We start from the raw sequence: 22,783 nt of genomic DNA, 5'->3' as shown, positions 1-22,783 counted from the left end.
GGAGGGCCACGGGGGCTGCGACGGCAGTCGCGGTCAGCCCCCGTGCGCGGTGAGTCGGTAGCCCTCGGGGCCGGTGAAGGAGAACATCGGGCCGAACGGGCTGTCCCGCAAGGGGCTGACGTCCTGGGTGCCCGACTCCACCAGTTGCTCGCGCAGGGCGTTCGCGTCGGTGGTGCGCAGCCACAGCGCCACTCCCAGGCCGGGGCGCGCGGCGTCGTCCAGGTCGGTGTCCGGGAGCGGCTCGCGTACGGCGAACGGGATCGGGCTGGTGGTGAAGACCACGGCGCCGGGCGGTGAGGCGGGGGCGCGGCGAAGTCCCAGGCGTTCCTCGAAGAAGGTGGCCGCGGCCGGTACGTCCTTCACCTGGAGAGCGATGAAATCGGGGCCTTCGACAGTGGCGGACATGATTCCTCCCGGGTTTCGATGTCAGGATGTTGATGTCAGGGCTTTGACATGGATGACAGTACGTATCAGCCCGCCCTTATGTCAAAATGCTGACATGGAAGACCGTGTGCGCCCCGCCGCGCCCCATCCCGCCCGCGATGTCACCGAGCACGTGGGCTACCGCCTCAAACGGGCCTCGGCCGCCCTGCGCAGCGCCATGGACAAGGCTCTGCGGGAGCACGGCCTCACCGTCCCGCAGTACTCCTGCCTCGAACTCCTCGACGAGCAGCCGGGCCTGTCCAACGCGGACCTGGCGCGCGGCACCTTCGTCACCAGGCAGTCGGCCAACGTCGTTCTGCGTGGCCTGAAGGACGCCGGCCTCATCACCCGGGCGGACGTCACCGACCACGGTCGCGCCCTGCCCGTCCACCTCACCCCCGCCGGACAGCAGCGCCTGCACGTGGCCCGCGAGAGCGTGTACGCCGTCGAGGTGCGCATGATCGAGGCCATTCCTCAGCGGCGCCTCGCCGCCCTGCTCGCCGACCTCGACGCCATGGCGGAGGCCCTCACCGATTGAGGACGCCGGGCCCCTCCGCGGTCGGGCTGCCGTGCGCGGTTCGCTTCCGCGGGTCGCCGGGAGGTGTGTCGGCATCTGTGGGATATCTGTGGGACACCTGTGGGGGGACGGACGGACCGGGGAGCTGAAACCATGGCGATCGACCGAGTGACGGCCGCGGGCGTGACGGTGCCGGGGACGAAGTTGGCGCGGGAGGCGACGGAGCTGATCCGTGACACCACCAGCGAGCTCATCTACCACCATTCCCGTCGGGTGTACTACTTCGGCAGCTTGCAGGGCCGGAGGCGCGACCTCGGTTTCGACGCGGAACTGCTGTATCTGGCGGCCATGTTCCACGACGTGGGCCTGAACGAGGAGTTCCGCACCAGTGGCCGGCGGTTCGAGGTGGACAGCGCCGACGAGGCCAGGCGGTTCCTGCACCTCCACGGCCTGCCCGAGGACAGCGTCCGCCGGGTCTGGACGGCGATCGCCCTGCACACCACCCCCGGGATTCCGCAGTACATGGAACCGGAGGTGGCGCTGGTGACCGCCGGAGTCGAGTACGACGTCCTGGGCATCGGATACGAGACCGTATCCGCCGAGGACCGCGCCGCCATCGTGGCCCTGCACCCGCGCCCCGACTTCAAGCGCCGCATCCTGGACGCCTTCACCGAGGGCATCCGCTCCAAGCCGGAGACGACGTTCGGCAACGTGAAAGCGGACGTGCTGGAGCAATTCGTGCCCGGCTTCCAGCGGGGCGACTTCGTCCGGACCATGGTGGACTCGCCGTGGGAGGGCTGACCTGAAGGCCGCCCGCAGCAGGCGATCTCGGTAGCCTGGCCCCGTCCACGCACCGGGGGAGCTGGCCGTGGAGAACATCCCGTCCGTGGCCGTCGGGGCCGGATTCGGTCGTGTCCGATTCGTTCAAGAGGGCGGTGGCGGTGGGCCACTACCATCGCCGCCATGATCAGCACCGGCAAGGAATCACGCCACATCGGCGTCCATATCGACCGCTCCGTCGACGAGGTCTACGCCTACGCGTCGGACCCGGCCAACCTGCCCGCGTGGGCGCGTGGTCTGGGAGGCTCCATCGAGAAGGTCGGAGATCAGTGGATCGCGGACTCCTCCCCTCTGGGACGGGTCGTGGTGGCCTTCGTCCCGCGGAACGACCTGGGTGTGCTCGACCACGACGTCACGCTCCCGTCCGGGGAGACCGTCCACAACCCGGTCCGTGTGATCGCCGACGGCACGGGGTGCGAGGTGGTGTTCACCCTTCGCCGGCAGCCGGAGATGAGCGACGCCGACATCGAGCGTGACGCCGGCATGGTCGCCGCCGACCTGGCCCGGCTCAAGGAGCTGATGGAGTCCGCGTAGGAGGCTCCCGCGCCACGGGCCGTACGGCACCGGTCGGAGGAGTTCGCGTCGGTGCCGTACGCCCTCTTCCACGCCACCAGCGGTTTGTTCCCTTGTCACAGGCGTGTCTTAACGCCCTACGTCCAGGAACGGGACCGGCGGCGCTCGTGTCTGTAAGGGCGGAAGATCCGCTCACCAGGAGCGAGAACGCCTTCGGAGGAGAAGTTTCATGCGCGTCCGGAAGATCTCGGTGCTCACCCTCGCCGCTGTGGCCGTCGGCCTGTCGCTCACGGCCTGCGACCCTTCGAGTGACCCGCAGTCCGGTACGTCCGTCTCCACCACCGTGTCACCGGACAGCACCGCCTCATCGGACGGTGCCGGTGACTCCTCCCAGTCGAAGGACAGCTCCGCCGGCGGCACGTCGTCGGGAACTCCGAAGAAGTCCGGGGTCAAGTGCACGGATCAGGTCGACTACGCGGGGGACTCGCGGTCGAACGCCGAGATCAACACGATCGGCGAGGACACCGGGAACTGCCCGGTGCCGGAGAAGGCCGACGAGCCGTCGGGAACGGAGCAGGCCGGCCCGGCGTCGGGTACCCCGAAGAAGTCCGACGTGAAGTGCACGGACCAGGTCGACTACGCGGGGGACTCGCGGTCCAACGCCGAGATCAACACGATCGGCGAGGACACCGGCACCTGCCCGCCGGTCCAGCACCAGTGAGCCGCCGACCACGCCCGTCGGTGCCCTAGATCACCGGCGGGCGGCCCAGGGCCGTCATGCGCCGTACCGTCCGCCAGCGGATCGGGCGGCGCGTCCCGCACGCCGTGCGTACGCCCTCGGAGAACCCGCCGAACCAGGCGCGCAGCCCGCTCACCGACCGCGTACGCGCCACCGTGAGCAGGATCCACGTACCGAGGTAGAGCGGGACGAGGACCGCGGGGAGGTGGCGGCGGGCCAGCCAGACGCGGTTGCGGGCGGTCATCCGGTAGAACTCGGCGTGCCGGGCGGGGGAGGTGCGCGGGTGCTGGAGGACCAGTTCCGGCTCGTAGAGGATCGTCCAGCCCGCGTCCAGCGCGCGCCACGCGAGGTCGGTCTCCTCGTGGGTGAAGAAGAACGCGTCCGGCCAGCCGCCGGTCTCCGCCAGCATCGCCATGGACAGCGCGTGCCCGCCACCGAGGAAGGTGGTCACCTCGCCGCCGCGCATCGGGTCCTTCGCGCGCAGCCGGGGGATGTGCCGCCGCGCGGTGAAGCCGGTCTCGTCGGCGATCCGGAAGCTGACGATACCGAGCCGGGGCCGCGCCTCGTACAGATCGGCGATCCGGGTGATCACATCGGCCTCGATGAGCAGCCCGTCGTCGTCCAGGTCGACGAGGATGTCCACGTCACCGGCCTCGCGGAGCTTCTCCATGGCGACGTTGCGACCGCCGGAGACGCCGAGGTTCTCCGGCAGCTCGACCCCGATGACGCCCTCGGGCAGCTCGGGCAGCGGGGAGCCGTTGCCGACGACGACGATCCGGGCGGCGGCCTCCTGCTGCTTGGCCACGGAGTCCAGCAGAGCACGCAGCTCGACGGGCCGGGTTCCCATGGTCAGCACGGCCACACCCACACGCGGTCGGGACACGTCCAGATCACTCCAGCACTCGAAGGGCAGCGAAAGCAGCGGAAGACAGCGGAATACAGCAGAAGACAGCGGTAAGGCAGTCCGTCGATGCTAACCGGCGGTCTCCATCCCCTGGACACCCGAAGATATTCCCGTGGCCCCCGAAGGTTCACCTTGACGCCCCGTGACCGGCGCGTCGTACCGGACGGCATCGAGAGGGAGACGAGGGCACTGTGCTACGGGACACATTCGACGAGGACGCCGACCGGTACGACCGGGCCCGCCCCGCCTACCCGGCCCCGCTGGTCGGGGAACTGGCCGCGCTGGCGCGCCTCGGGCCCGGCCGCCGGGTCCTGGAAGTGGGGCCTGGCACCGGGCAGTTGACCGTACCGCTGGCCCGGTACGGCTGCCGGATCACCGCCGTGGAGCTGGGTCCGTCCCTCGCGGCCGTCGCGGCCCGCAACCTGCGGCCGTTCCCGGCCGCCGAGGTCGTGGTCGCGCCGTTCGAGACCTGGGCGCCGCCTCCGGAGCCGTACGACCTGCTGGTCGTCGCGACCGCCTTCCACTGGCTCGACCCCGCGGTACGCCTGGCCAGGGCGGCGGACGCGCTGCGCGCCGGCGGCCTGCTGGCGCTGGTCACCACGCACCATGTGGCCTCCGAGACCATCCGGAGCGACGACGACTTCTTCGCGGACGCCCAGAAGTGCTACGAACGCTGGGACCCGGCGACCCCGCCCGGTCTGCGGCTGCGCCGCGCGGAGCTGGTCGCGACCGACACCGGCGAGCAGGCCGGCTCCGACCGGTTCGGGCCGGTGTCCGTGGCGCGCTGGACGCGGGAGATCACGTACTCCGCCGACACGTACCTCGACGTGCTGCTGACGTACTCGGGGCACCGCGCCCTGGAACCCGTCGCGCGGCGGGGGCTGCTCGCGGACATCCGTGCGCTGATCGACGGCCGGTACGGCGGGCGCATCACCAAGACGTATCTCCACGAGCTGATCACCGCCCACAAGGAGCCCGAAAAGCCCGGAAAATTCACCGTCTCCACCGGCTGACCACAGCCTGACCGCACCCTGACCACAGGCCGACGTCCTATCCGGTGTGACTGTGTCGCCGATCACTTTCCTGTGGCACACTGCCCGCATGTCGCAGCTCGGGGGTAGACATGAGTGAGCCGCGGTCTGCCCCGACGATCGGACAACTCGTCCTCAGCAAGCAGCTCCAGGCGCTCCGCGAGAGAGCCGGCCTCGGCCGGGACCAGGCCGCCGGACTGCTGCGCGTCGCGCCGGCCACCATCCGCCGGATGGAGATGGCCGAGGTCGGGCTCAAGATCCCGTACGTACAGCTCCTGCTGTCGGCGTACGGCGTGCCCGACGAGGAGGTGGCGACCTTCCTCCACCTCGCCGAGGAGGCCAACCGGCCGGGCTGGTGGCAGCGCTTCCACGACATACTGCCGGACTGGTTCGGCGGCCACGTCAGCCTCGAAGAGGCCGCCAGAACCATCCGGTGCTACGAGCCGCACTTCGTGCCGGGCCTCTTCCAGACCGAGGAGTACGCCCGGACGATCCTGACCAACGGCGAGGTCGGGCGCAGAGACCCGGACCGGATCGACCGTCATGTCGCCCTCCGTATGGAGAGACAGACGCTGCTGACCAAGCCCGGCGCGCCCGCCTTCTGGGCGATCCTGGACGAGACGGTGCTACGGCGCCGCGTCGGGTCGCCCGCCGCGATGCGGGCACAGATCGACCGGCTGCTGGAAGCGGCCGAACTGCCGAACGTGACCCTTCAGTTGGCCGAGTTCGCCGCCGGGCACCACCCCGGCACGTACAGCCCCTTCGTCGTCTTCCGCTTCGCCGTCCCCGAGATGCCCGACATGGTCTACGTCGAGTATCTGACGGGCGCGCTCTACCTCGACGGCCGCCGCGAGGTGTCGGAGCACAAGGAGGCGATGGACCGCATGGCCGCGCACGCGGAGTCGGCGCAGCGGACCATGCGGATCCTCGCCGACTTCCGCGAGGAGCTGTGAGGCGCGAGGAGCTGTGAGCCGGCGGGACCGGCCCGGCACCCGCCCCGGTTCCGGCTCAGGTTCCGGCTCAGGAGGGTATGTGGTGCGCGGCGCGTGGTGACGGCGGTGTGTGCGCCTCCGGTGCGACCAGTACGTCGAAGAGGGCCCGGCCCGCGACCATGGCGTACCGCATCGTCTCGGCGTCCCCCGCTTCCGTACCCGTACCCGTACCCGTACCCGTACCCGTACCGGTACCGGCCTGGTGTGCCGCGGCGTCCAGCAGCCGGGCACCCTCCACCTGTTCGGGGTGGTGCACGGACAGCGCCTCGAACTGGCGGGCACGGGACTCGGCGGGGAAACCCCGGCTTGTCGCGAGCCGGTTCAGCAGGAGGTTCGCCTTCGCCGCGACCGCGCCGGGGCAGTCGACGAACTGCTCCTGGAGGCCGTCCCACTGCGCCCTGTACTGCGCACGCTCCGGTTCGGACAGGTCCTTGAGGCGCAGACCCTGGAAGTGCCTCAGCCGCGCGGCCAGTTCACGCTCCGCCGCCTTCGGGTCGCCGTGGTGGTGGGCGGTCACCCGGTCGAACTCGGGGCCGAAGCGCTGTCGTAAGTCCCTTCGGAGGCCGCCCTCGTCGGCCGCCCGGGCGGAGACCGGGCGGGCGAGCAGCAGCGCGGTGATGATCGCCACCGGCACCACCAGGACCACCACCAGGACAGCGAGTGTGGTCACAGGCATGGGTCCCGCCTTTCGCAGAGCTACGGAGCTACGGAGCTATGGAGAGCTTTGGAGCTATCGAGCTGCGGAGGTTCATCGCCACCGAGCCCCTTCGCTACGGAGTGTTACCGAGATGCGAGCTCGTAAACGCGTTCGGTCACAGGCGGATGACATCCGACTCGAACGGATGATCGTGAAAGTGGGGTGGTTTGCCCCTGAAGCGCTCGGGCAGACGGGCTGGCGTCAGCGATTTCGACACTGTAGGGAGCGCGACATGACCGCCGACAAGAAGACCTCCGCGAAGACCGATCAGGTCAAGGGCGCGATCAAGGAAACCGTCGGTCGAGCGGTCGGCAACGAGCGGCTGACCGCCGAGGGCAGGGCCGAGCGCGCCAAGGGTGACCTGCGCGAGGCGGGCGAGAAGACCAAGGACGCGTTCAAGCGATGAGCGTGTGGCCCGGCCCCTTCGGCAGAGGCGGCCGTGTGTGCAGAGTCCTCGGGCGATGGCCCGGCCGTACGGCACTTCGGTGACCGGTACGGCCGGGTCATCGCCCCGTTCGGCCTCCCCGGGCCCCGTCCCGCTGTCCGGCACCGCACCGCCGCGCACCGTTGCGTGAGCCCGTACGTACTCCTACGTTTCTCCCCATGCTCACCAAACAGCAAGCAGCGGAAGCAGTCCGTGGCGCCAAGGCCGAACTCGGTCTGACCTGGTCCCAGCTCGCCGAAGCGGTCGGCCGGCCCGTGGCCTGGACCACCGCCGCGCTGCTCGGCCAGCATCCGATGAGCACGGAACAGGCCGAGGCCGCCGCGTCGCTCCTCGATCTCGGCAAGGACGCCGTGCAGGCCTTCCGCCTCCAGCCCACGCGCGGCGCGCTCGACGCTGCCGTACCGGTCGATCCGACCGTCTACCGGCTCTACGAGGTCATCCAGGTGTACGGGCCGACCATCAAGGAGCTGATCCACGAGGAGTGCGGCGACGGCATCATGAGCGCCATCAACTTCCGGCTGGACGTGAAGCGTGTGCCCGACCCGGCGGGCGACCGGGTGGTCATCACGCTCGACGGGAAGTACCTCCCGTACCAGTGGTAGCCAGGGCATAGGAGAGGGGCCCGGCCGGCTTCCCCGCCGGCCGGGCCCCTCGTCCGTGGGGAAGGACGGAAAGTCAGTCCGTGACCTCGATACGGCCGCCCTGCGCCGTCCCGTTGGACTCCGCGCCCGCAGCCGTGCCCGCAGCCGTGCCCGCCGTCGCCGCCGCCCCGGTCGCCGTCGTCAGGGACTTCCCCGCCGCCATGCCCTTCAGCAGCTCCGCGAGGTCGACGCCCGTGGTGGAGCTGAGGAGTTCGACGCCCTGGGCGACGTTGTCCGCGACCGTACGGGCGAGCTGGCCCGCGCCGTCCGTGGAGATGACCGTCATCTTGTCGACCGCGCTCAGCGGCTCGGACGCCTTCGCCACCACCGACGGCAGCACCTCGACGAGCATCTGGAGGACGGCCGCGTCGCCGTACCGCGCGAACGCGTCCGCCTTCTTGTGCATGGCCTCCGCCTCGGCGGACCCCTTGGCGGCGATCGCCGCGGCCTCCGACTCACCCTCGATCCGTACGGCGGCGGCGAGCGCGGCGCGGTGCGCCTTCTCGCCCTCACCGGTGAGGCGGGAGCGCTCGGCGTCCGCCTCGGCCTGCTTGACCAGCGCGATACGGCGGGCCTCGGCCTCCTGCTCGGCCTGGTAGCGCGCCGCGTCGGCGGGCTTACGGACCTTCGTGTCCAGCTCGCGGTCGGTCAGCGCGGCCTGGCGCTCGGCGACCTTCTCCTGCTCCATCAGCACGTCCTGCTCACGCGCCGCCTGGGCCAGCGGACCCGCCGCGGCGGCCCGCGCCACGGCCTCGTCCGTCTCGGCCTTGATCTCGGCCTGCTTGAGCTGGAAGGTCCGCTGGGCGATCGCGATCTCTTCCTCGGCCTTCAGCCGCGCCTGTTCGGCGGCGCGCCGCGAGACGGCCTCCGCGATGTCGGCCTCCTGCTTGGCGCGGGCGGCCTCGGGGCGGCCGAGGTCCTCCAGGTACGAGCCCTCGGTCGTGATGTCCTGGATCTGGAAGGCGTCCAGCACCAGGCCCTGCCCGGACAGGCTGGCCTCCGCCTCCTCCGCGACCTGACCGGCGAAGGCCGCGCGGTCGCGGATGATGTCCTCGACCGACATCCGGCCGACGATGGAGCGCAGCGCACCCGAGAGGACTTCCTGGGTGAAGCCGACGATGCCGCCCTGCTGCTGGAGGAAGCGCTGGGCCGCGGCGCGGATGGAGTCCTCCGTACCACCGACCTTGACGATGGCGACGCCTTCGAGGTTGGCCTTCACCCCGCGCAGGGTGACCGCGCCGCGCACGGCGATCGGGATGTGGCGGCTGGACAGGTCCAGGGTGAACTTCTGCTGGACGAACGGGACGACGAAGACGCCGCCGCCCACCACGACCTTCTGGCCGCTGTTGTCGATGGAGATCCGGCCCGTGTCGGGATCGGTCGACTTCTTGCCGCGCCGGCCGGTGACGATGAACGCCTCGCTGGGGCCCGCGACCTTGTAGCGGGTGATGACGACCAGTGCCAGCAGAACGACGAGTACGACGATCCCCAGCACGGCGATGACGACTGGACTCATGGGGCTCTCTCCCTTGCCTCCCGGGGGACGGCAGATCGGAACGGTTCGCACGGCGGTGGTGCGTTATGCGCCGCGCAATGTACTAGGGGTGGGGGAGTGTGCCGGCAACTCGCCGACCGGAGGCCCCGGTGACCCGGCGACCCGGAGGCCCCGGTACGGGGCGAGGCCCGCGCCGTACCCCGTCGGTCAGCGCTGGACCGGGCGTACGGAGACGGAACTCGCCGAGAGCGTCGCCTCCACCCAGATCTCCGTGCCGTACGCCACCGGCTCCGCGCACTTGGCGGAGAGCTTCACCGGCTGTCCGCCGAGCCGCAGCAGCACCTCGCCGTACCCGGTGGCCGGAATCGCCGTGACGACCGTGCCCGACGAGCCGACGAGGTCGTCGCCGCGCGGGGTGACGGACGTCTGGTCGCGCATCAGCGCCCTGCTGAACTTCCAGGTCAGCCAGCCGGCACCGACACCGGCCGCCGCCCCCACAGCGACGGCCGGGCCGGTACCGAGTTGAGTGGTGCCGAGGACGAGCGCGCCACCGAAGCCGAGCATCGACACGAATCCGGCGATCACGGGCAGCGAGAGCAGACCGTCGAAGAGCCCGTCCAGGACCCCGACCCCGTCGAAGAGCCCTTCGAGCACCCCGTCGAAGATCAGCGCCAGGACGAGCAGCGCGATCCCCGCGATGCCGATACCAAGAAACAAGGTCATGGGAACAACCTCCCCCACTGGCGCGATGTCCTCGGCCAGGGCCCCATAGTCGCATGTTTGACCGGAACTCGACATTGCCGTTTTCCGGCAGTCTTAACGCGTTCTTAATGCCGGTAGCCGCGCGGAAGCCCCGAAGGGTCCCGGGCGGATCACCGTTCGGTTCCCGGAACGTCTCAGAAGGTTTTGGCCGGCCAGTCCATGAGCCTGGCCCCGATCACCGCCGTCTGCAAGGCGTAACGGTGCATCGGATCGCCCGGGTCGGCCCCGGTGAGCCGGTGGATCCGCTCCAGGCGGTACGTCAGCGCCCGTACGCTCAGGGACAGCCGCCGCGCCGCCTCCGCCGCCACACACCCCGCGTCGAAGTAGACGGACAGCGTTTTGATCAGCGGCCCGGCGCCGCCGCGCGCCGCCTCCAGCGGGCCGAGCGTGTTCAGCACCAGGTCCGTCATGGCCTGCCGGTCGCGCGTCAGCACCGGATAGACCAGCAGATCGGCGGCGCGCAGCACGGGGCCGTCCAGATCGAGCCGCTCGGCGAGGTCGAGCACGCTCAGCGCCTCCTCGTACGACTGCACCACCCCGCCCACCCCCGGCTGCGGCCGGCCGACGGCGACCCGGCCGCCGTCCGTCGCCGCGAACGCCTGCTTGGCGAAGTACGTCAGCACCTCGCCCTGATCACCGGGCGCGATGCACACCAGCCGCCCCGCCTTGGTCGTGAGCAGCACACTGCGGTCCCCGAACCGCCCGATCAGCGCCTGCTCCACGGAGCGCGGTACGGCGTCCTCCTCGTCGTACGCGACCCACCCCTCAGCGACCGCCACGGCGTGCTCGTACGACAGCCGCAGCCCGAACCGTTCGGCGCGCTCCGCCAGCCGCCCCGGATCGCTGCGCCCGTACAGCAGGTCGTCGATGAACTCCCGGCGCGCGGCGGCCTCCTGGCGCACGGCGAGCCGCTGCGCCCGCTCGTACCCCTCGGCGAACGCGTCCACGGCCTGTTCGACGGCGGCGAGCACACTGTCCGCGGTGCCGCCGTCCGCCCGGCCGACGGGCCAGTGCTCCCGCGCCGCCGACAGATGCGCCCCGACGAGCGCCCGCAACGCGAACCCGGCCTCGGCCGCCTGCTCCCCCAGCTCACGCCGGGCCAGCAACTCCTCCCGGCTGAGCCGGCGCCCGGTGGCGGCGACGGCCACGAGGATGCGGGCGTACCCCTCCATGTACTCGTCGGGTATCCCGTGCCCTGTCACGCCTGCTCCCGGCCTGTCGACGACTCGCTCAAGGGACCGGAACCGGCCCCCGCCTTTCTAGCAAGGATTCCTCAAGGGTCCGTCAAGGCTTCCGTCCGTGGGGCGGGGCACGGGTGGGGAGCACACGCATTCAGGGGAGCACGAGCACTCACTCACACGCACTTCGGGGGAATCATGTCTGTGTCGGGTACGTCCGTCGAGCCACTGTCCGTCGAGCCGCCGCCCGCCGTAGCGGTACCCGTGCCGGTACCGGTCGCGCCGTCGTCCGTCGTGCCGGTGCCGGTGGAGAACCGTCAGTGGCTGACCTTGGTCGAACGCAAGAAGGTCCTGGCGGTGGCGCACACCGTCACGTACGCGAAGCGCCTGCTCGACGTCCTGTCGCTGCTGGAGTCGGACTTCCGCGTACAGGTGGTGTTCACGGCGCCGCCGCACGCCTTCGGGGGTGAGGTGCCGCAGTTCCTCGGGCGGCTCGGGAGCCCGCTGCTGCCGTGGGACGAGGCCACGAGGACGACGTTCGACCTCGCCCTCACGGCGGGGCCACGGGGCGTGGAGCAGGTGCGCGCCCCGCTGATCACGCTGCCGCACGGTGCCAACTATCTGAAGCGGCTGAGCGGGGGGCCGGACGCGGGAGTGGCCGGGCTCCGGCGGCGCGACCTGGTCCCCGGCGGGGTGATGCCGGCCGCCGTCGTCATACCCCACCACGACGATCTGCGGGAACTCGCCCGGCACTGCCCTGAGGCACTGCCGGTCTCCCATGTCATCGGCGACCCCGTGCACGACAGGATCACGGCGAGCCTGTCCCTGCGGGCCGCGTACCGCCGCGCGCTCGGGATCGGCAAGAGGCAGAAACTGGTGGTCGCCGTCTCGACGTGGGGACCCCGGTCGGCGTTCGGCGGGTTCGAGACGCTGCTGCCGCGCCTGATCGGGGAACTGCCGTCCGCGCGCTACCGTACGGCCGTCCTCGTGCACCCCAACGTCTGGTCAGGACACGGGTCGTGGCAGGTCAGGGCGTGGCTGGCGCGGTGCGTACAGCGCGGCCTCGGGCTCGTGCCCCCCGAGGCCGACTGGCGCAGTGTGTTGATCGCCGCGGATCATGTCATCGGGGACCACGGCTCGGTGACCCTGTACGCGACGCTCACGGGAGCCCCGGTGCTGCTGGCCTCCTCACCCGAGCCGGAGATCAACCCGGCGTCCCCGGCCGCCGCGCTCGCGGTCACCGCTCCCGCGCTGTCCCCGGCCCACCCGCTCGTCGACCAGCTCGACTACGCGGCGGCCGAGTACCGGCGGGAGGAACACGCGGCGATCTCCGCGCGCATCACCTCGGAGCCCGGCCGCTTCAACCGGAACATGCGGCGTCTGATGTACCGGATCCTGGGCCTCGGGCAGCCGGCGCACGAGCCGGTGACGGTCCCACTGCCGGATCCGAGCCTGCCGGACGCCTGGCGGGCGGGAACGGGACCGGGGCGGCGGGAGGCGTCGGCATGAGGCTCTTCGTCGCGCACTTCGTCGCGGTCGACTGGGCCGACCCGGGCGGTACGGAGCCCTGGGGGCCGGCGGACGGTACGGTGCTCGCTCTGCCCGGCCGGGCGCTCGTCGCCCGTATCGCCCCTGCCCGCGCTGCGGAGAGGTGGTGCGCCCCGCCGCTCGACGAGCACTTGGCCGTCGACGCCGACGTCTGCCGGGATCCGCGCCGGCTGGAGTGCGCCGATGTGCTCCAGACGGGCCGGTCGCGGCCGGTCACCGGCGCGCTGAGGTGGCTCGCGGAGACCCGGGCCGCGCACCCCGGCGCCCGGCTGGTCGCGGCGGCCCTGCCCGATGGCGGCTGGGTGGCCGCCGGGGGAGAGGACGGCGACCGGGGCGCGGTCTTCCTGCCGTACGGGACGACTGCCCGCGGTACGCCTCCGAGGTGGTCGCTGGTCCCGTCGTGCCTGCACGGCTGGCTGGTGGCGGGCCACTCGCTTCGGGAACTGGGACTCAACCGGTGCCACGGGAACGGAGGCTGAGCCGCAGCCTGCGGGCGTCGGCCGGGCTGGTCATCTCGTACAGCGCGAGCGCCCGGATGTGGTGATCGCCGGTCCCGCCGTCTGCGCCGGTCCCGCCGTCCTCGCCGTGTTCCAAGGCGCTGTCGCCCAGCATCTCCAGCGTCCGCGCCTGCCAGTGCGCGGCCCCCGAGGAGGTGAACACGGCGAGTGCCTCCTCCAGTTCGGCCCTGCCCGCCGCGTACGCGCCCGCAGCGGCGCGGGCGCGGCCCAGGAAGGCGAGGGCGCGGGCCGCGTCGTGCGGGTCGTTCACGGCGAGCAGGCCTTCGCGGGCCCGCCCGAAGTGGGCGAGGGCGTCCGCGTGGTCGCCGTCCGCGAGGGCGATCTCGCCGAGCACGATCCGAGCCAGCGCCGCGCCGCGCGGATAGCCGCACCCTTCCCAGACCTCGATGGCGCGATGCAGGTACGAGACGGCCTCGTCCGGGCGTCCCGCCTCTCGGTGGCAGGAACCGAGTCCCAGGAGGGCCTGCCCCTCGTCCCGTACGTCGCCCGCCTCGCGCGCCGCTCGGAGCGAGGCCGTGTACCACTCGGCCGCGTCGTCGGTCCGTCCGGCGGCGCTCAGGCCGATCGCCCCCGAGTTGAGCATCTGCCGCTCGCCGTCCTTGTCGCCGGCGCGCCGGGCGGCGTCCCGGCCGACCTGGTGGGCCTCGATCCACAGGTCGTAATGGCGTAAACGGAGGAACAACGGCCACAGGGCATCGACCAGTTGCCAGGCGGTCGCGTACCAGCCGCGCTCGGCCGAGGTCCGTACGGTCGCCATCAGGTTCATCCGGTGGGCGTCCAGCCAGCTGAGCGCACCGACGTCGTCGGCGTACGGCAGTGGCAGGGACTCCGATTCCGGTCCTGCCCCCGGCTCCGGCGTTGGGCCGTAAGTGCTCCGCAAGGTGAACTGGGCCGGTGTCAGCCGCCTCTGGGCCTCCGTCGCCGTACGCAGATACCAGTCGGAGACCCGGCGCAGCGCCTCCTCGCGGGCGGCGCCGGTGTCGTCCGTGACCGCGCGGTCCCGGGCGTGGATGCGGACCAGGTCGTGGAAACGGCAGGTGTCGGGCCCGATGTCCTCGACCAGATTGGCCTCGATCAGTTCGTCCAGCCGCCGCTCCGCCCACTCCAGCGACTCGGCGCAGACCGCGGCGGCCGTCCAGACGTCGAAGGTGCGTACGGGCAGCACGCCGAGACGCCGGTAGAGGAGCGCGGACTCCGTGCTCAGCACCGCGTACGACACATCCAGCGCCTTGCGCACCGTGGTTTCCCCTTCTCCTGCTGCGTCGAGTGCGGCCAGTCGGCCCGCCTCCTGGGCCAGCGCGCGGGCGAGCGTCCGCAGCGGCTGTCTGGGTCTCGACGCCAGCCGCGCGGAGGCGAGACAGAGGGCGAGGGGCAGCCCGGCGCAGAGGGCCACCACCTGCTGTGCGGAGTCAAGTTCGTCCATCACTCGCTCCGAGCCGATGCCGCGGGTCAGTAACTCCACCCCCGCGGCAGGCCCGAGGACGCCGAGGGCATGGAACCGGGCTCCGTCGAGCCGGAGTCCGGTCAGCCGGCGGCGGCTCGTCACGACGACGAGGGTGTCCGGACCGCTGGTGAGCAGAGGCTTCACCTGGGCCGCGGTCAGCGCGTTGTCGAGCACCACGGCGATCCGCAACCCGGCGGAGCGCGACCGCCAGAGCGACGCCAGCTCCGCCGGATCGGTGGGTACCGACCGGGCCCCGAGCGCCCGGAGGAAGTGCCCCAGGATCTCGGCGGGCCGCGCCGGGTCACCCATCGAATGGCCGCGTAGGTCGGCATACAACTCGCCGTCGGGAAAGTTGGGTTGGAGATCACGGAGCCAGCGCGATACCAGGGTCGTCTTACCAATCCCCGCCGGTCCGCTGACCACGATCAGGGGCCGGTCCTCGTCGCCCCCGAGCAGGGTGCCGAGAGCGGTCAGGTCGTCGCGACGGCCGGTGAAGTGCGAGGGGACGGGCAGAAGCTGTCGTGGCGTCGGAGGAGGCGCCCCGTCCGCGGCGGCGGCATGCAGATGGATTCCGCCCCGCACGGAACCGGCCTGCACCGTCGGCCCGTACAACTGCGCGTCACCGCCGATGCTGTTGCCCCAGCCCCCCTCGCGCGCCGCGTCCATCCGTCCACCCCCCGTCGCTCGCTGCCTGTGCTCCTACCCAGCCCCCCACCCGAACGATGCGAGACACCCCGACGCTGTCTGGCGGGCGACCCCCCGTCGTGCCATGCTCGGGTGAAATTGGACGAACCAGCGGGGGGCGCTGGTGGATTTCCACTTACTCGGGCCTGTGGGGCTCCGGCTGGACGGGCAGCGGCTGGAGCTGGGATCGGACAAAGAACGGGCGGTGCTGGCCGCCCTCGCGCTGGACGTGGGGCGTTCCGTCTCCATCGACACGCTCATGGGCCGGCTGTGGGACACCACACCGCCCGAACACGCGCGCGCGAACACACATACGTACGTTTCGAGAGTGCGCCGGCAACTGCGCCTGGCCGGCGACGAGCCGGGCGCCCCGCACATCATCAGCCGCGCCCATACCTACGTACTGAAGGTGGACGCCCAGCACGTCGACTGGTTCCGCTTCCAGCACCTCGTTTCGCGTGCGGCCACGTTGGTGACCAACGGGGACGACGAACAGGCGCTGGCCCTGCTTACCGAAGCGGAAGCGCTCTGGGAGGGCGAGGCCCTGGCCGGGCTGCCGGGCGAGTGGGCCGGGAGCGTACGCGGAACTCTCGCGGAGCGCCGCCTCGCGGCCGCGGTGTCCCGTAACGCCGCCGGCCTGAGAACGGGCCGCTTCACGGACCTGGCCGACGAACTGTCCGCACTCGCCGACCAGCACCCGGGCGACGAGGCGATCGCGGCCCAGCTCATGCTGGCCCGGTACGGCTGCGGCAGATATACGGAGGCGCTCCGGGTCCACGAGCAGATCCGCAGGCTCCTGGTGTCGGAGTACGGCTCGCGCCCCGGCGTGGAACTGAACCGGATCCACCGGGGGATCCTGGAGCGGGTGGCGCCCCGGGAGTTGGTACGGAGTGTGCTGGGCGCGACGGGGAACGGAACCGCGCCCGCCGCGACCGGCACGGGGGCGACGCCGTCGCTGCCCCGGCCGCAGTCGTCGCAGCCGTTGCAGCAGTTGCAGCCGAGGAATCTGCCGCATCAGTCACCGCTGGTCGGGCGGGCGGCGGAGCTGCGGGCCCTGAGCACGGCGATCGACACCATGGCGGCGGACGGATCGGTCATCACCCTGGAAACCGTCAGCGGTATGGCGGGCGTAGGGAAGACCGCGGTCGCCCTGCACACGGCCCGCCATCTCGCGCTCCGCTTTCCTGACGGTCAGATCTACCTCGACCTGCGCGCGCACTCGTCCGTACAGGAGCCCCTGAGGCCCGATGCCGCCCTGGCCACGCTGTTGCGCCTGTTCGGCACGCCCGCCGATGCCATCCCCATGGAACTGGCGGAACGCACCGCGCTGTGGCGGACGATGCTGGCCGAGCGCCGGGCGGTCATCGTCCTCGACGACGCGGCCGGGGCCGAGCAGGTCCGCCCCCTGCTGCCAGGCGGATCGGCGTCTCTGACGATCATTACCAGCCGCCGCCACCTGGCGGGGCTTCCGTATGCCCGGTCGATCCCGCTGGACGTCCTGCCGGCAGGCGATGCCATCACCCTGTTCCGCAGGTTCGCGGGGGAGGAGCGTACCCAGGACATCCAGGAGACCGCCCGGATCGTCCGCCTGTGCGGCTACCTTCCGCTCGCGATCGAACTGGTCGCCCATCGCTTCCGGGTACGTTCCTCCTGGACGCTGACCACACTTCGGGAGCGGCTGGCCCGCCCGTCCGGGCGGCTGGCAGAAATTCATGATTCCGAGCAGGAGATGGCTCGCGCTTTCGACTTGTCGTACAGAACACTCACCGAAGCACAGCGCGTCGCGTTCCGCCGGCTCGGTCTGCATCCGGGCGCGGATTTCACGGCGGACGCGGCGGCGGCGCTTCTGGATCTTTCGAAGGATGCGGCCGAGAGACTGCTGGAAGCCCTGTTGGTCAGTCATCTTCTGCGCGAACCTGCACCTGGACGGTACGAATATCACGACCTTGTGCACGAATTCGCTCGAACGCTGGCGATGTCCGAGGATGGCGAACAGGGGTGCGAAGAAGTGATATGCCGTGTGATCGACTTCTATGTGCACGCGGCCGATGCGGCGGACCGCCTTGTGTACCCCCGACGGATACGCCCGGAACCACTGCGCCACGGTTCCGCTGTGCAACTGCCTCACTGGTCCGCTGCGGAGGACGCGAAGTCCTGGTTCACGGCCGAGCACGGCAATCTGTTGGCAGCCGAAAACCACGCACGCACTCATGGTCATCCCGAGCATGCCGCACAACTCGCTTATGGAGCATCGGGGTTCCTCGATGGTGAGTGCCACTGGCAGGAAGCAGCGAACGTCCTCCAGCATGCCGTCGCACACTGGTCCCACACCCGTGCACGGCCGGCCCTGTGCCGTGCGCTGCTCTGCCTCGGTGCCGTGCAGGCGAACACCGGGGACTACCCGGAGGCCGCACGGACGGGTGAGCGGGCGTTGGAGCTGGCCCGTGAGATCGATGACGCCGACGCGGAGGCGGAGGCGTACCGGACCTTGGGTGCCTTGAACTGGCATCTCGGCGAGAACCGCAGGGCGCTTGTTCACTTCCAGAACTCCTTCGCTGTGAAATCCAGAACAGGGGATTCTTGGGACAGAGCGCGCGGATACAACAACATCGCGGTGTGCCTGCTTCACCTGGGTGAGCACTCCCGTGCGCTGGAACACTTCAGCAATGCGCTGGACGCTTTTACCGAGGCCGATGACAGGGTCGCCATGGGGAAAACGTGCACCAATATGGGAAACCTCTATCTCCATGCGGGCGAAACGGATCTGGCCCGTCAGTCCTTCGAGCGGTCGATCTCCCTTCTGGATTGCACGGGGAATAGGTACGATCAGGCAACGGCCCGCGGAAACCTCGCCAACGTCTTCGTGGTGACTGGTGATATTCCTTCAGCTCTGCCGCTCTATCGGGAAGCGATCGAGGAATTCCGCGCCCTCGGTGACCGGAAGAGCCTGGCGGACGTCATGATCGGCATGGGCGAGGCATACCGTAAGTCCGGTGACGCGGAAAGAGCGCTCGGATTCCACCGTGACGCGCTGCGGATCGCGGAAGCGATCGGTGCGGCCGGGCAGGAGACACGGGCGCTGCGCCTCCTGGGGCAGGCGTACTTCGAGATGGGGTCCCTCGGCCCTGCGACGGACCAACTGCGTGCGGCTCTGCTCACGGCCTCGCGTACCTATGACGTCGACGAGGAAGTCAAGTCACGGAGCCTGCTGGCCGAGGTGCGGCTCGCGGCGGGCGACGCCATGGAGGCGCGGGCCTTGCTCCGGCGGGCGCTGGAGCAGTGCTTGGGTGATTCCCGAGAGGCGAGCCATATAAGCAACCGGTTGCTTGAAATTGCAAGGGAAGTCGGGCTGGCTGACGGCTGGTGAGTTCCGTTCACACGGTAAGCGTCTTCCTTATCGTGGAACTCGCGCAGGTGTAGTCGTCTCCGTTTATGAGCTAAAGTCTCCCAGGTGTTCGATCATGAAGACCGAAGGAGAAACACCCGAGTGAGCAAGACCCGTTCGAACGCTGCGGCAGTCGCTCTTATCGCAGTTCTGGGACTGGGGCTGGGGGTGTACGGGGCGCTCAATGTGCCGGAGTCCGAAACGTACACGGCGGCCGCCGCGGTCACCAACGGATGCATAATCATCTCCACTCCGACGGGAACGGCGGCCACCGCCTGACTTTCTCTCCCTGAGTCGCGCCCCAACGCTGAGCCGCACCTCTCACCCAGGAGGAACTGCCGGGGTGGCCGCGCCGGTCACCCCACCCTCACCCCCAGCCGTGAGCGACAGCGGGTCAGGACCCGTCGAGTTCGGCGAGCAGGGCGAAGGTCAGGGCGTCGACCGGGCGGGGTTCGCCGTCGGGTGCTTCGCCGAAGGTGTTCATCAGCATCACCACCGCCGTCCCGCTCTTCCTGCTGAACGCCGCGCAGGTGCTGAATCCGCCGGTGCTGCCGTTGTGCCAGGTCATCGTCCGGCCGTCGGGCAGTGTGCTGAGGTGCCAGCCGAGGCCGAGTCGCAGGCTCTGGTCGACGGTGAAGCGGGGGCGCTGGGTCAGTTCGATCGCGTCGCGCAACGGCGAGCGTTCCGGGCGGAGTTGGGCGCCGAGGTAGCGGAGCATGTCGTCGGCGGTGCTGTAGATGGAGGTGCCCGCGCCGGTGTGGACCTGATCGCGCCAGTCGGGAACGGGCTCCCCGGCGAGATGGCCGACGGCCTTGCGGGAGGCCATGTCCGGCCTCAGGGTCGTCGTCGTGTCGCGCAGGCGCAGCGGCGCGGTCACCGCGCGCCTCAGCATCGCGTCCACGTCGTCGAAGGCCAGCCACTGTCCGAGCAGTCCGAACCCGAGGTTCGAGTAGGCGTAGGTGCTGCCCGGCTCGGTGTTCAGGGTCGTCTCGGCCAGGCCGGTGGCCAGGTCGTCCAGCGTGTAGTGCGCGTACGGGTTGTAGGGATCCGCTTCCGCCAGGAGGTTCGGGGGCAGCGAGGGCAGGCCGGAGGAGTGGGTCGCCAGGTCGGCCAGGGTGATCCGCCGGGGGCCCTTGCGGGGGACGGGGAACGCGGGGGGCAGGACGAGCGGTGTGTCGAGGCGGGCCCTGCCCGCGCACACGGCGCGCGCGAGGGCGGTGGCGGTGAGGGTCTTGCCGATCGAGCCGAGCTGGAACACCGTCCTGCCGTCCGGTACGGGGCCGTCCTGGGCCGCGCCCGCCGTGTACCGGTGTGTGTCGCGGAGGACTCCGCACACCACGCTCGGGCTGCCGGCGGCCAGTGCGCGGTCCAGGTACGGCCGCACCCGCGCGGCCAGGTCGCCCCTGGCCGTCATGGTGTTCCCCGTCGCCGTGGTGTTCCCGGCAGCCGTGGCGTTCCCGGTCGCGAGGGCGTTCCCCGGTATCAGCGACACGCCGGCCCCGGCTGTCATCGAGCCCAGAAACTTCCGTCGGTTCATGAACCACTCCTTGTCGTCGGGTCCGGTGCCGGCACCACCGCGGACAGCAGTACGAGGAGCGGCACCACTCTGCCCGCGGGCACCTGGTAGTGCCCACGCCCCCCGGCCTGGAGCCAGCCGGTGGAGGTGAGTTGTTTGAGGTGGTGGTAGAGCTGTCCGGTGGTGTTCAGCCCGGCGCTCTCCTGCAGTTCGGCCGCGGTCCGGGTGCCTCGCAGCACCGCGCGCAGCAGGGTGAGCCGCGCCGGGTGCCCCAGGGCGGCGTACGGAGCGGCGTGATCGGCCCAGTCCGCTTCGAGCAGTTCCGCAGCCGCCGCGCCCTGCTGCCATTCGTAGTGTTCGCCCGTGGGCAGGTCCAGTGCTCCGGTGAACAGCACCTGCCCGTCCCCGGTGAGCCGCCGGCGCAGCCCCTCAAGCGCCCAGAACACCTCGTCCCGGGGCGGCGGCGGTCCCGACTCCAGTTGTGACACTCGTTCTTCGAGCGCGGCGAAGCGCTCCAGCAGGGAGTCATCAGGCATGAGTTGAAAGTTACGCTATTACGGAATAACAGATCAAGTCTGGGGGTGGAGGAGTGGCCGTCACTCTGGTCCGTCGTCCCGAGCGTCACTCCGGCCGTCACTTTCGCCGCCGCGCGGTCCGTCGTCTACAACTTCGGGACCACCCGCGACTGTTGTGTCATTCCCTGGGTGGACGGAAAGTGCAGCCCGGTGGCCGATCCGGGAGGGAGCCCGTTCCTGAAAGATCTTTCCTGTCCGAACATGTGACCGGAAGGATCGATAATCGTGCGCAGACGACGTCTTGCGCCCCTGGTGGCCGTGAGTGTGACGGCGACGCTGGCTCCCGTGTTCGTCACCTCGACGGCCACCGCCGCTCCGGCCGCCTCCTCGTCTGCCGTCACCCCGTCGACGGCCTCCTCGTCGACGGCCTCCTCGTCTGCCGCCAAGAGCGCGCTGGACCGGTATGTGACGCAGAAGCCGCAGTGGAAGCGCTGCCTCGCCGACGTTCCGGCGGAGTTCGAGTGCGCCACGATCAAGGTCCCGCTGGACTACCGGGCTCCCGGGGGAAAGCGGATCGACCTGGCGATATCCCGGATCAGGAGCACAGCGCCCGACAAGCGGCACGGCGTCCTGCTCTCCAACCCCGGCGGCCCCGGGGGACAGGGGCTCTACATGCCGATGGGCATGCAGGAGAGGCTCCCCGAGTCCGCGCGGCAGAAGTACGACCTCATCGGCTTCGACCCGCGCGGTGTGGGGAAGAGCAGCCCGGTCTCCTGCGATCTGGAGCCGGAGGAGGAGAACTGGCTGCGGCCGTACAAGGAGGAGACGTTCGACAAGGATGTCGCCTGGGCCCGTGACGTCGCGAACAAGTGCAAGGAGAAGGCGGGCGACACGCTCCCGCACATCACCACGCGCAACACCGCGCGCGACATGGATCTGCTCCGGGCGATCCTCGGTGAGAAGAAGATCTCGTACGTGGGGTACTCGTACGGCACCTACCTGGGCTCCGTCTACACCCAGTTGTTCCCGGACCGGGCCGACCGGTTCGTGCTGGACAGTGCGATCGATCCGGCGCGCGCCTGGCGGGGGATGATCCAGTGGTGGGCCGAGGGCGCCGAGCCCGCGTTCGACCGGTGGACCGGGTGGGCCGCCGCGCGTTCGCAGGAGTACGGCCTCGGTGACACCCCGAAGGAGGTCGAGCGGACCTTCTGGGACCTGGTCGCGCAGGCGGACGAGAAGCCCATCGAGATGGACGGCTGGGCGAACACCGGCGACGACATCCGCAGCGGTATCCGCGCGGCGGTCTTCACCCCGCAGTACGCCACCGAGGGCGTCGTGGAGCTGAAGAAGGCCGCGGCCGGTGAGCCCGCCTCCGCGGAGAAGCTCGCGGCGTTCACCGGATCCGAGGGGGCCGGTACGGCGGGCGCTGCCGGTGCCGCGGCCCGCGCCGCCGAGATACCGTCCGACAACGTGACGGCGAGCATGCTGGCCGTCGTGTGCGGCGACAACTCGGCCGTGTGGTCCCGCGATCCGGAGAGCTACCGGCGGGACGCCATCGAGGACAGAGCCCGTTACCCGCTCTTCGGTGACTTCGCGTCCAGCATCAAGCCCTGTGCGTTCTGGGACACGTCCGTGGAACCGGCGACCGAGGTGAACAACAAGGTCGGCTCCCTGGTCGTCCAGAACGAGTGGGACTCGCAGACCCCGCTGGCCAGCGGTCAGGCCCTGCACGCCGTCCTGAAGGGCTCGAAGATGCTCACCGTCCTCGGCGGCGAGGGCCATGGCGTCTACCCGAACGGCAACGCGTGCACGGACGGTACGGTCACCGACTACCTGCTCACCGGCAAGCTTCCGGCGAAGGACGTCACGTGCCGGGCGACGGCCGACTCGAACGCGGAGGCACGGAAGCACCAGAAGCGGGACCGGCTCCCCGGGTCCCCGCTCCCGGAGCGCGCCCCGGACCGCTTCTGAGCCCGGCCGCATGACCCTTTGCCGC

At 70.5% G+C, this 22,783-nt stretch carries 22 protein-coding genes; 13 read left to right on the top strand and 9 right to left on the bottom strand.

Translation table 11 applies throughout. The features are described 5' to 3' along the window. Window positions 1-33: 33 nt before the first annotated feature. Window positions 34-405: a VOC family protein gene (locus tag ACIBJC_RS33730; RefSeq protein ID WP_399299107.1), complete on the bottom strand. Its 372-nt coding sequence runs from the start codon at window positions 403-405 to the stop codon at window positions 34-36. A 94-nt stretch (window positions 406-499) separates the two neighbouring features. On the opposite strand from ACIBJC_RS33730, the gene ACIBJC_RS33725 reads away from it, so the two are divergent. The 4 genes from ACIBJC_RS33725 to ACIBJC_RS33710 all read left to right on the top strand — a co-directional run bounded on the left by ACIBJC_RS33725 (window position 500) and on the right by ACIBJC_RS33710 (window position 3,014). Further along, window positions 500-961 (top strand): MarR family winged helix-turn-helix transcriptional regulator, encoded by a 462-nt coding sequence (locus ACIBJC_RS33725; protein WP_399299105.1) that lies wholly within the window; start codon window positions 500-502, stop codon window positions 959-961. Between the two features lie 132 nt (window positions 962-1,093). Next, a complete protein-coding gene (locus ACIBJC_RS33720; protein WP_399299103.1) occupies window positions 1,094-1,741 on the top strand; it encodes an HD domain-containing protein in 648 nt (215 codons plus the stop codon). A gap of 162 nt (window positions 1,742-1,903) precedes the next feature. Beyond that, window positions 1,904-2,314 (top strand): SRPBCC family protein, encoded by a 411-nt coding sequence (locus ACIBJC_RS33715; RefSeq protein WP_399299101.1) that lies wholly within the window; start codon window positions 1,904-1,906, stop codon window positions 2,312-2,314. 208 nt (window positions 2,315-2,522) lie between these two features. After that, window positions 2,523-3,014 (top strand): hypothetical protein, encoded by a 492-nt coding sequence (locus tag ACIBJC_RS33710; protein ID WP_399299099.1) that lies wholly within the window; start codon window positions 2,523-2,525, stop codon window positions 3,012-3,014. Window positions 3,015-3,039: 25 nt separating this feature from the next. On the opposite strand, the gene ACIBJC_RS33705 is transcribed toward ACIBJC_RS33710, so the two are convergent. Continuing rightward, window positions 3,040-3,915: a glycosyltransferase family 2 protein gene (locus ACIBJC_RS33705; RefSeq protein ID WP_399299097.1), complete on the bottom strand. Its 876-nt coding sequence runs from the start codon at window positions 3,913-3,915 to the stop codon at window positions 3,040-3,042. Between the two features lie 212 nt (window positions 3,916-4,127). On the opposite strand from ACIBJC_RS33705, the gene ACIBJC_RS33700 reads away from it, so the two are divergent. Then, window positions 4,128-4,949 carry a class I SAM-dependent methyltransferase gene (locus tag ACIBJC_RS33700; protein ID WP_399299095.1) on the top strand — a complete coding sequence of 274 codons (822 nt, stop codon included), beginning with the start codon at window positions 4,128-4,130 and terminating at the stop codon, window positions 4,947-4,949. Between the two features lie 110 nt (window positions 4,950-5,059). Beyond that, entirely contained in the window at window positions 5,060-5,920 is an 861-nt protein-coding gene (locus ACIBJC_RS33695; RefSeq protein WP_399299093.1) for a helix-turn-helix domain-containing protein, read from the top strand. Between the two features lie 67 nt (window positions 5,921-5,987). On the opposite strand, the gene ACIBJC_RS33690 is transcribed toward ACIBJC_RS33695, so the two are convergent. Then, window positions 5,988-6,635 carry a hypothetical protein gene (locus ACIBJC_RS33690; RefSeq protein ID WP_399299091.1) on the bottom strand — a complete coding sequence of 216 codons (648 nt, stop codon included), beginning with the start codon at window positions 6,633-6,635 and terminating at the stop codon, window positions 5,988-5,990. 253 nt (window positions 6,636-6,888) lie between these two features. Between ACIBJC_RS33690 and ACIBJC_RS33685 the strand changes: the two genes are divergently transcribed. Together ACIBJC_RS33685 and cynS are read left to right on the top strand one after the other, a co-directional pair. Continuing rightward, window positions 6,889-7,062 carry a CsbD family protein gene (locus ACIBJC_RS33685; protein ID WP_329824350.1) on the top strand — a complete coding sequence of 58 codons (174 nt, stop codon included), beginning with the start codon at window positions 6,889-6,891 and terminating at the stop codon, window positions 7,060-7,062. 197 nt (window positions 7,063-7,259) lie between these two features. Continuing rightward, a complete protein-coding gene (cynS, locus tag ACIBJC_RS33680; RefSeq protein WP_399299088.1) occupies window positions 7,260-7,703 on the top strand; it encodes a cyanase in 444 nt (147 codons plus the stop codon). A gap of 73 nt (window positions 7,704-7,776) precedes the next feature. Here the strand turns inward: cynS and ACIBJC_RS33675 are convergent, their stop codons facing one another. The 3 genes from ACIBJC_RS33675 to ACIBJC_RS33665 all read right to left on the bottom strand — a co-directional run bounded on the left by ACIBJC_RS33675 (window position 7,777) and on the right by ACIBJC_RS33665 (window position 11,201). Then, window positions 7,777-9,258 (bottom strand): flotillin family protein, encoded by a 1,482-nt coding sequence (locus ACIBJC_RS33675; protein ID WP_399299086.1) that lies wholly within the window; start codon window positions 9,256-9,258, stop codon window positions 7,777-7,779. 186 nt (window positions 9,259-9,444) lie between these two features. Then, window positions 9,445-9,960: a hypothetical protein gene (locus ACIBJC_RS33670; protein WP_399299084.1), complete on the bottom strand. Its 516-nt coding sequence runs from the start codon at window positions 9,958-9,960 to the stop codon at window positions 9,445-9,447. Between the two features lie 173 nt (window positions 9,961-10,133). After that, window positions 10,134-11,201, bottom strand: coding sequence for a PucR family transcriptional regulator (locus tag ACIBJC_RS33665; RefSeq protein WP_399299082.1), 1,068 nt, complete (start codon window positions 11,199-11,201; stop codon window positions 10,134-10,136). A gap of 171 nt (window positions 11,202-11,372) precedes the next feature. Between ACIBJC_RS33665 and ACIBJC_RS33660 the strand changes: the two genes are divergently transcribed. Both ACIBJC_RS33660 and ACIBJC_RS33655 read left to right on the top strand, forming a co-directional pair. Further along, complete coding sequence (locus tag ACIBJC_RS33660) at window positions 11,373-12,686, top strand: hypothetical protein (RefSeq protein WP_399299223.1); 1,314 nt, start codon at window positions 11,373-11,375, stop codon at window positions 12,684-12,686. Continuing rightward, entirely contained in the window at window positions 12,683-13,204 is a 522-nt protein-coding gene (locus ACIBJC_RS33655) for a hypothetical protein (RefSeq protein ID WP_399299080.1), read from the top strand. The genes ACIBJC_RS33660 and ACIBJC_RS33655 overlap by 4 nt, the downstream gene beginning before the upstream one ends. Here the strand turns inward: ACIBJC_RS33655 and ACIBJC_RS33650 are convergent. Further along, complete coding sequence (locus ACIBJC_RS33650; protein WP_399299079.1) at window positions 13,176-15,353, bottom strand: tetratricopeptide repeat protein; 2,178 nt, start codon at window positions 15,351-15,353, stop codon at window positions 13,176-13,178. The two genes, ACIBJC_RS33655 and ACIBJC_RS33650, sit on opposite strands and share 29 nt — an antisense overlap. Before the next feature lie 166 nt (window positions 15,354-15,519). Here ACIBJC_RS33650 and ACIBJC_RS33645 point away from each other — a divergent pair, with 166 nt between their 5' ends. Both ACIBJC_RS33645 and ACIBJC_RS33640 read left to right on the top strand, forming a co-directional pair. Beyond that, the gene (locus ACIBJC_RS33645) at window positions 15,520-18,738 is read left to right on the top strand and encodes an AfsR/SARP family transcriptional regulator (protein WP_399299077.1); all 3,219 of its coding nucleotides are present in this window, start codon (window positions 15,520-15,522) and stop codon (window positions 18,736-18,738) included. Window positions 18,739-18,858: 120 nt separating this feature from the next. Beyond that, window positions 18,859-19,035, top strand: a complete 177-nt coding sequence (locus ACIBJC_RS33640; RefSeq protein ID WP_399299075.1) for a hypothetical protein — start codon at window positions 18,859-18,861, stop codon at window positions 19,033-19,035. Between the two features lie 115 nt (window positions 19,036-19,150). On the opposite strand, the gene ACIBJC_RS33635 is transcribed toward ACIBJC_RS33640, so the two are convergent. Together ACIBJC_RS33635 and ACIBJC_RS33630 are read right to left on the bottom strand one after the other, a co-directional pair. Beyond that, window positions 19,151-20,293 carry a serine hydrolase domain-containing protein gene (locus ACIBJC_RS33635; RefSeq protein WP_399299073.1) on the bottom strand — a complete coding sequence of 381 codons (1,143 nt, stop codon included), beginning with the start codon at window positions 20,291-20,293 and terminating at the stop codon, window positions 19,151-19,153. After that, window positions 20,290-20,808 (bottom strand): ArsR/SmtB family transcription factor, encoded by a 519-nt coding sequence (locus tag ACIBJC_RS33630; protein ID WP_399299071.1) that lies wholly within the window; start codon window positions 20,806-20,808, stop codon window positions 20,290-20,292. Before ACIBJC_RS33630 ends, ACIBJC_RS33635 begins: the two co-directional genes overlap by 4 nt. A 264-nt stretch (window positions 20,809-21,072) precedes the next feature. Between ACIBJC_RS33630 and ACIBJC_RS33625 the strand changes: the two genes are divergently transcribed. Continuing rightward, entirely contained in the window at window positions 21,073-22,758 is a 1,686-nt protein-coding gene (locus ACIBJC_RS33625; protein WP_399299069.1) for an alpha/beta hydrolase, read from the top strand. Window positions 22,759-22,783 lie beyond the last annotated feature (25 nt).

The organism is Streptomyces sp. NPDC050509 (genome assembly GCF_044457965.1).
GTDB lineage: Bacteria > Actinomycetota > Actinomycetes > Streptomycetales > Streptomycetaceae > Streptomyces.
Note: the sequence above shows the minus strand (reverse complement) of the source record. Positions and strands in the feature narration are given on the sequence as shown.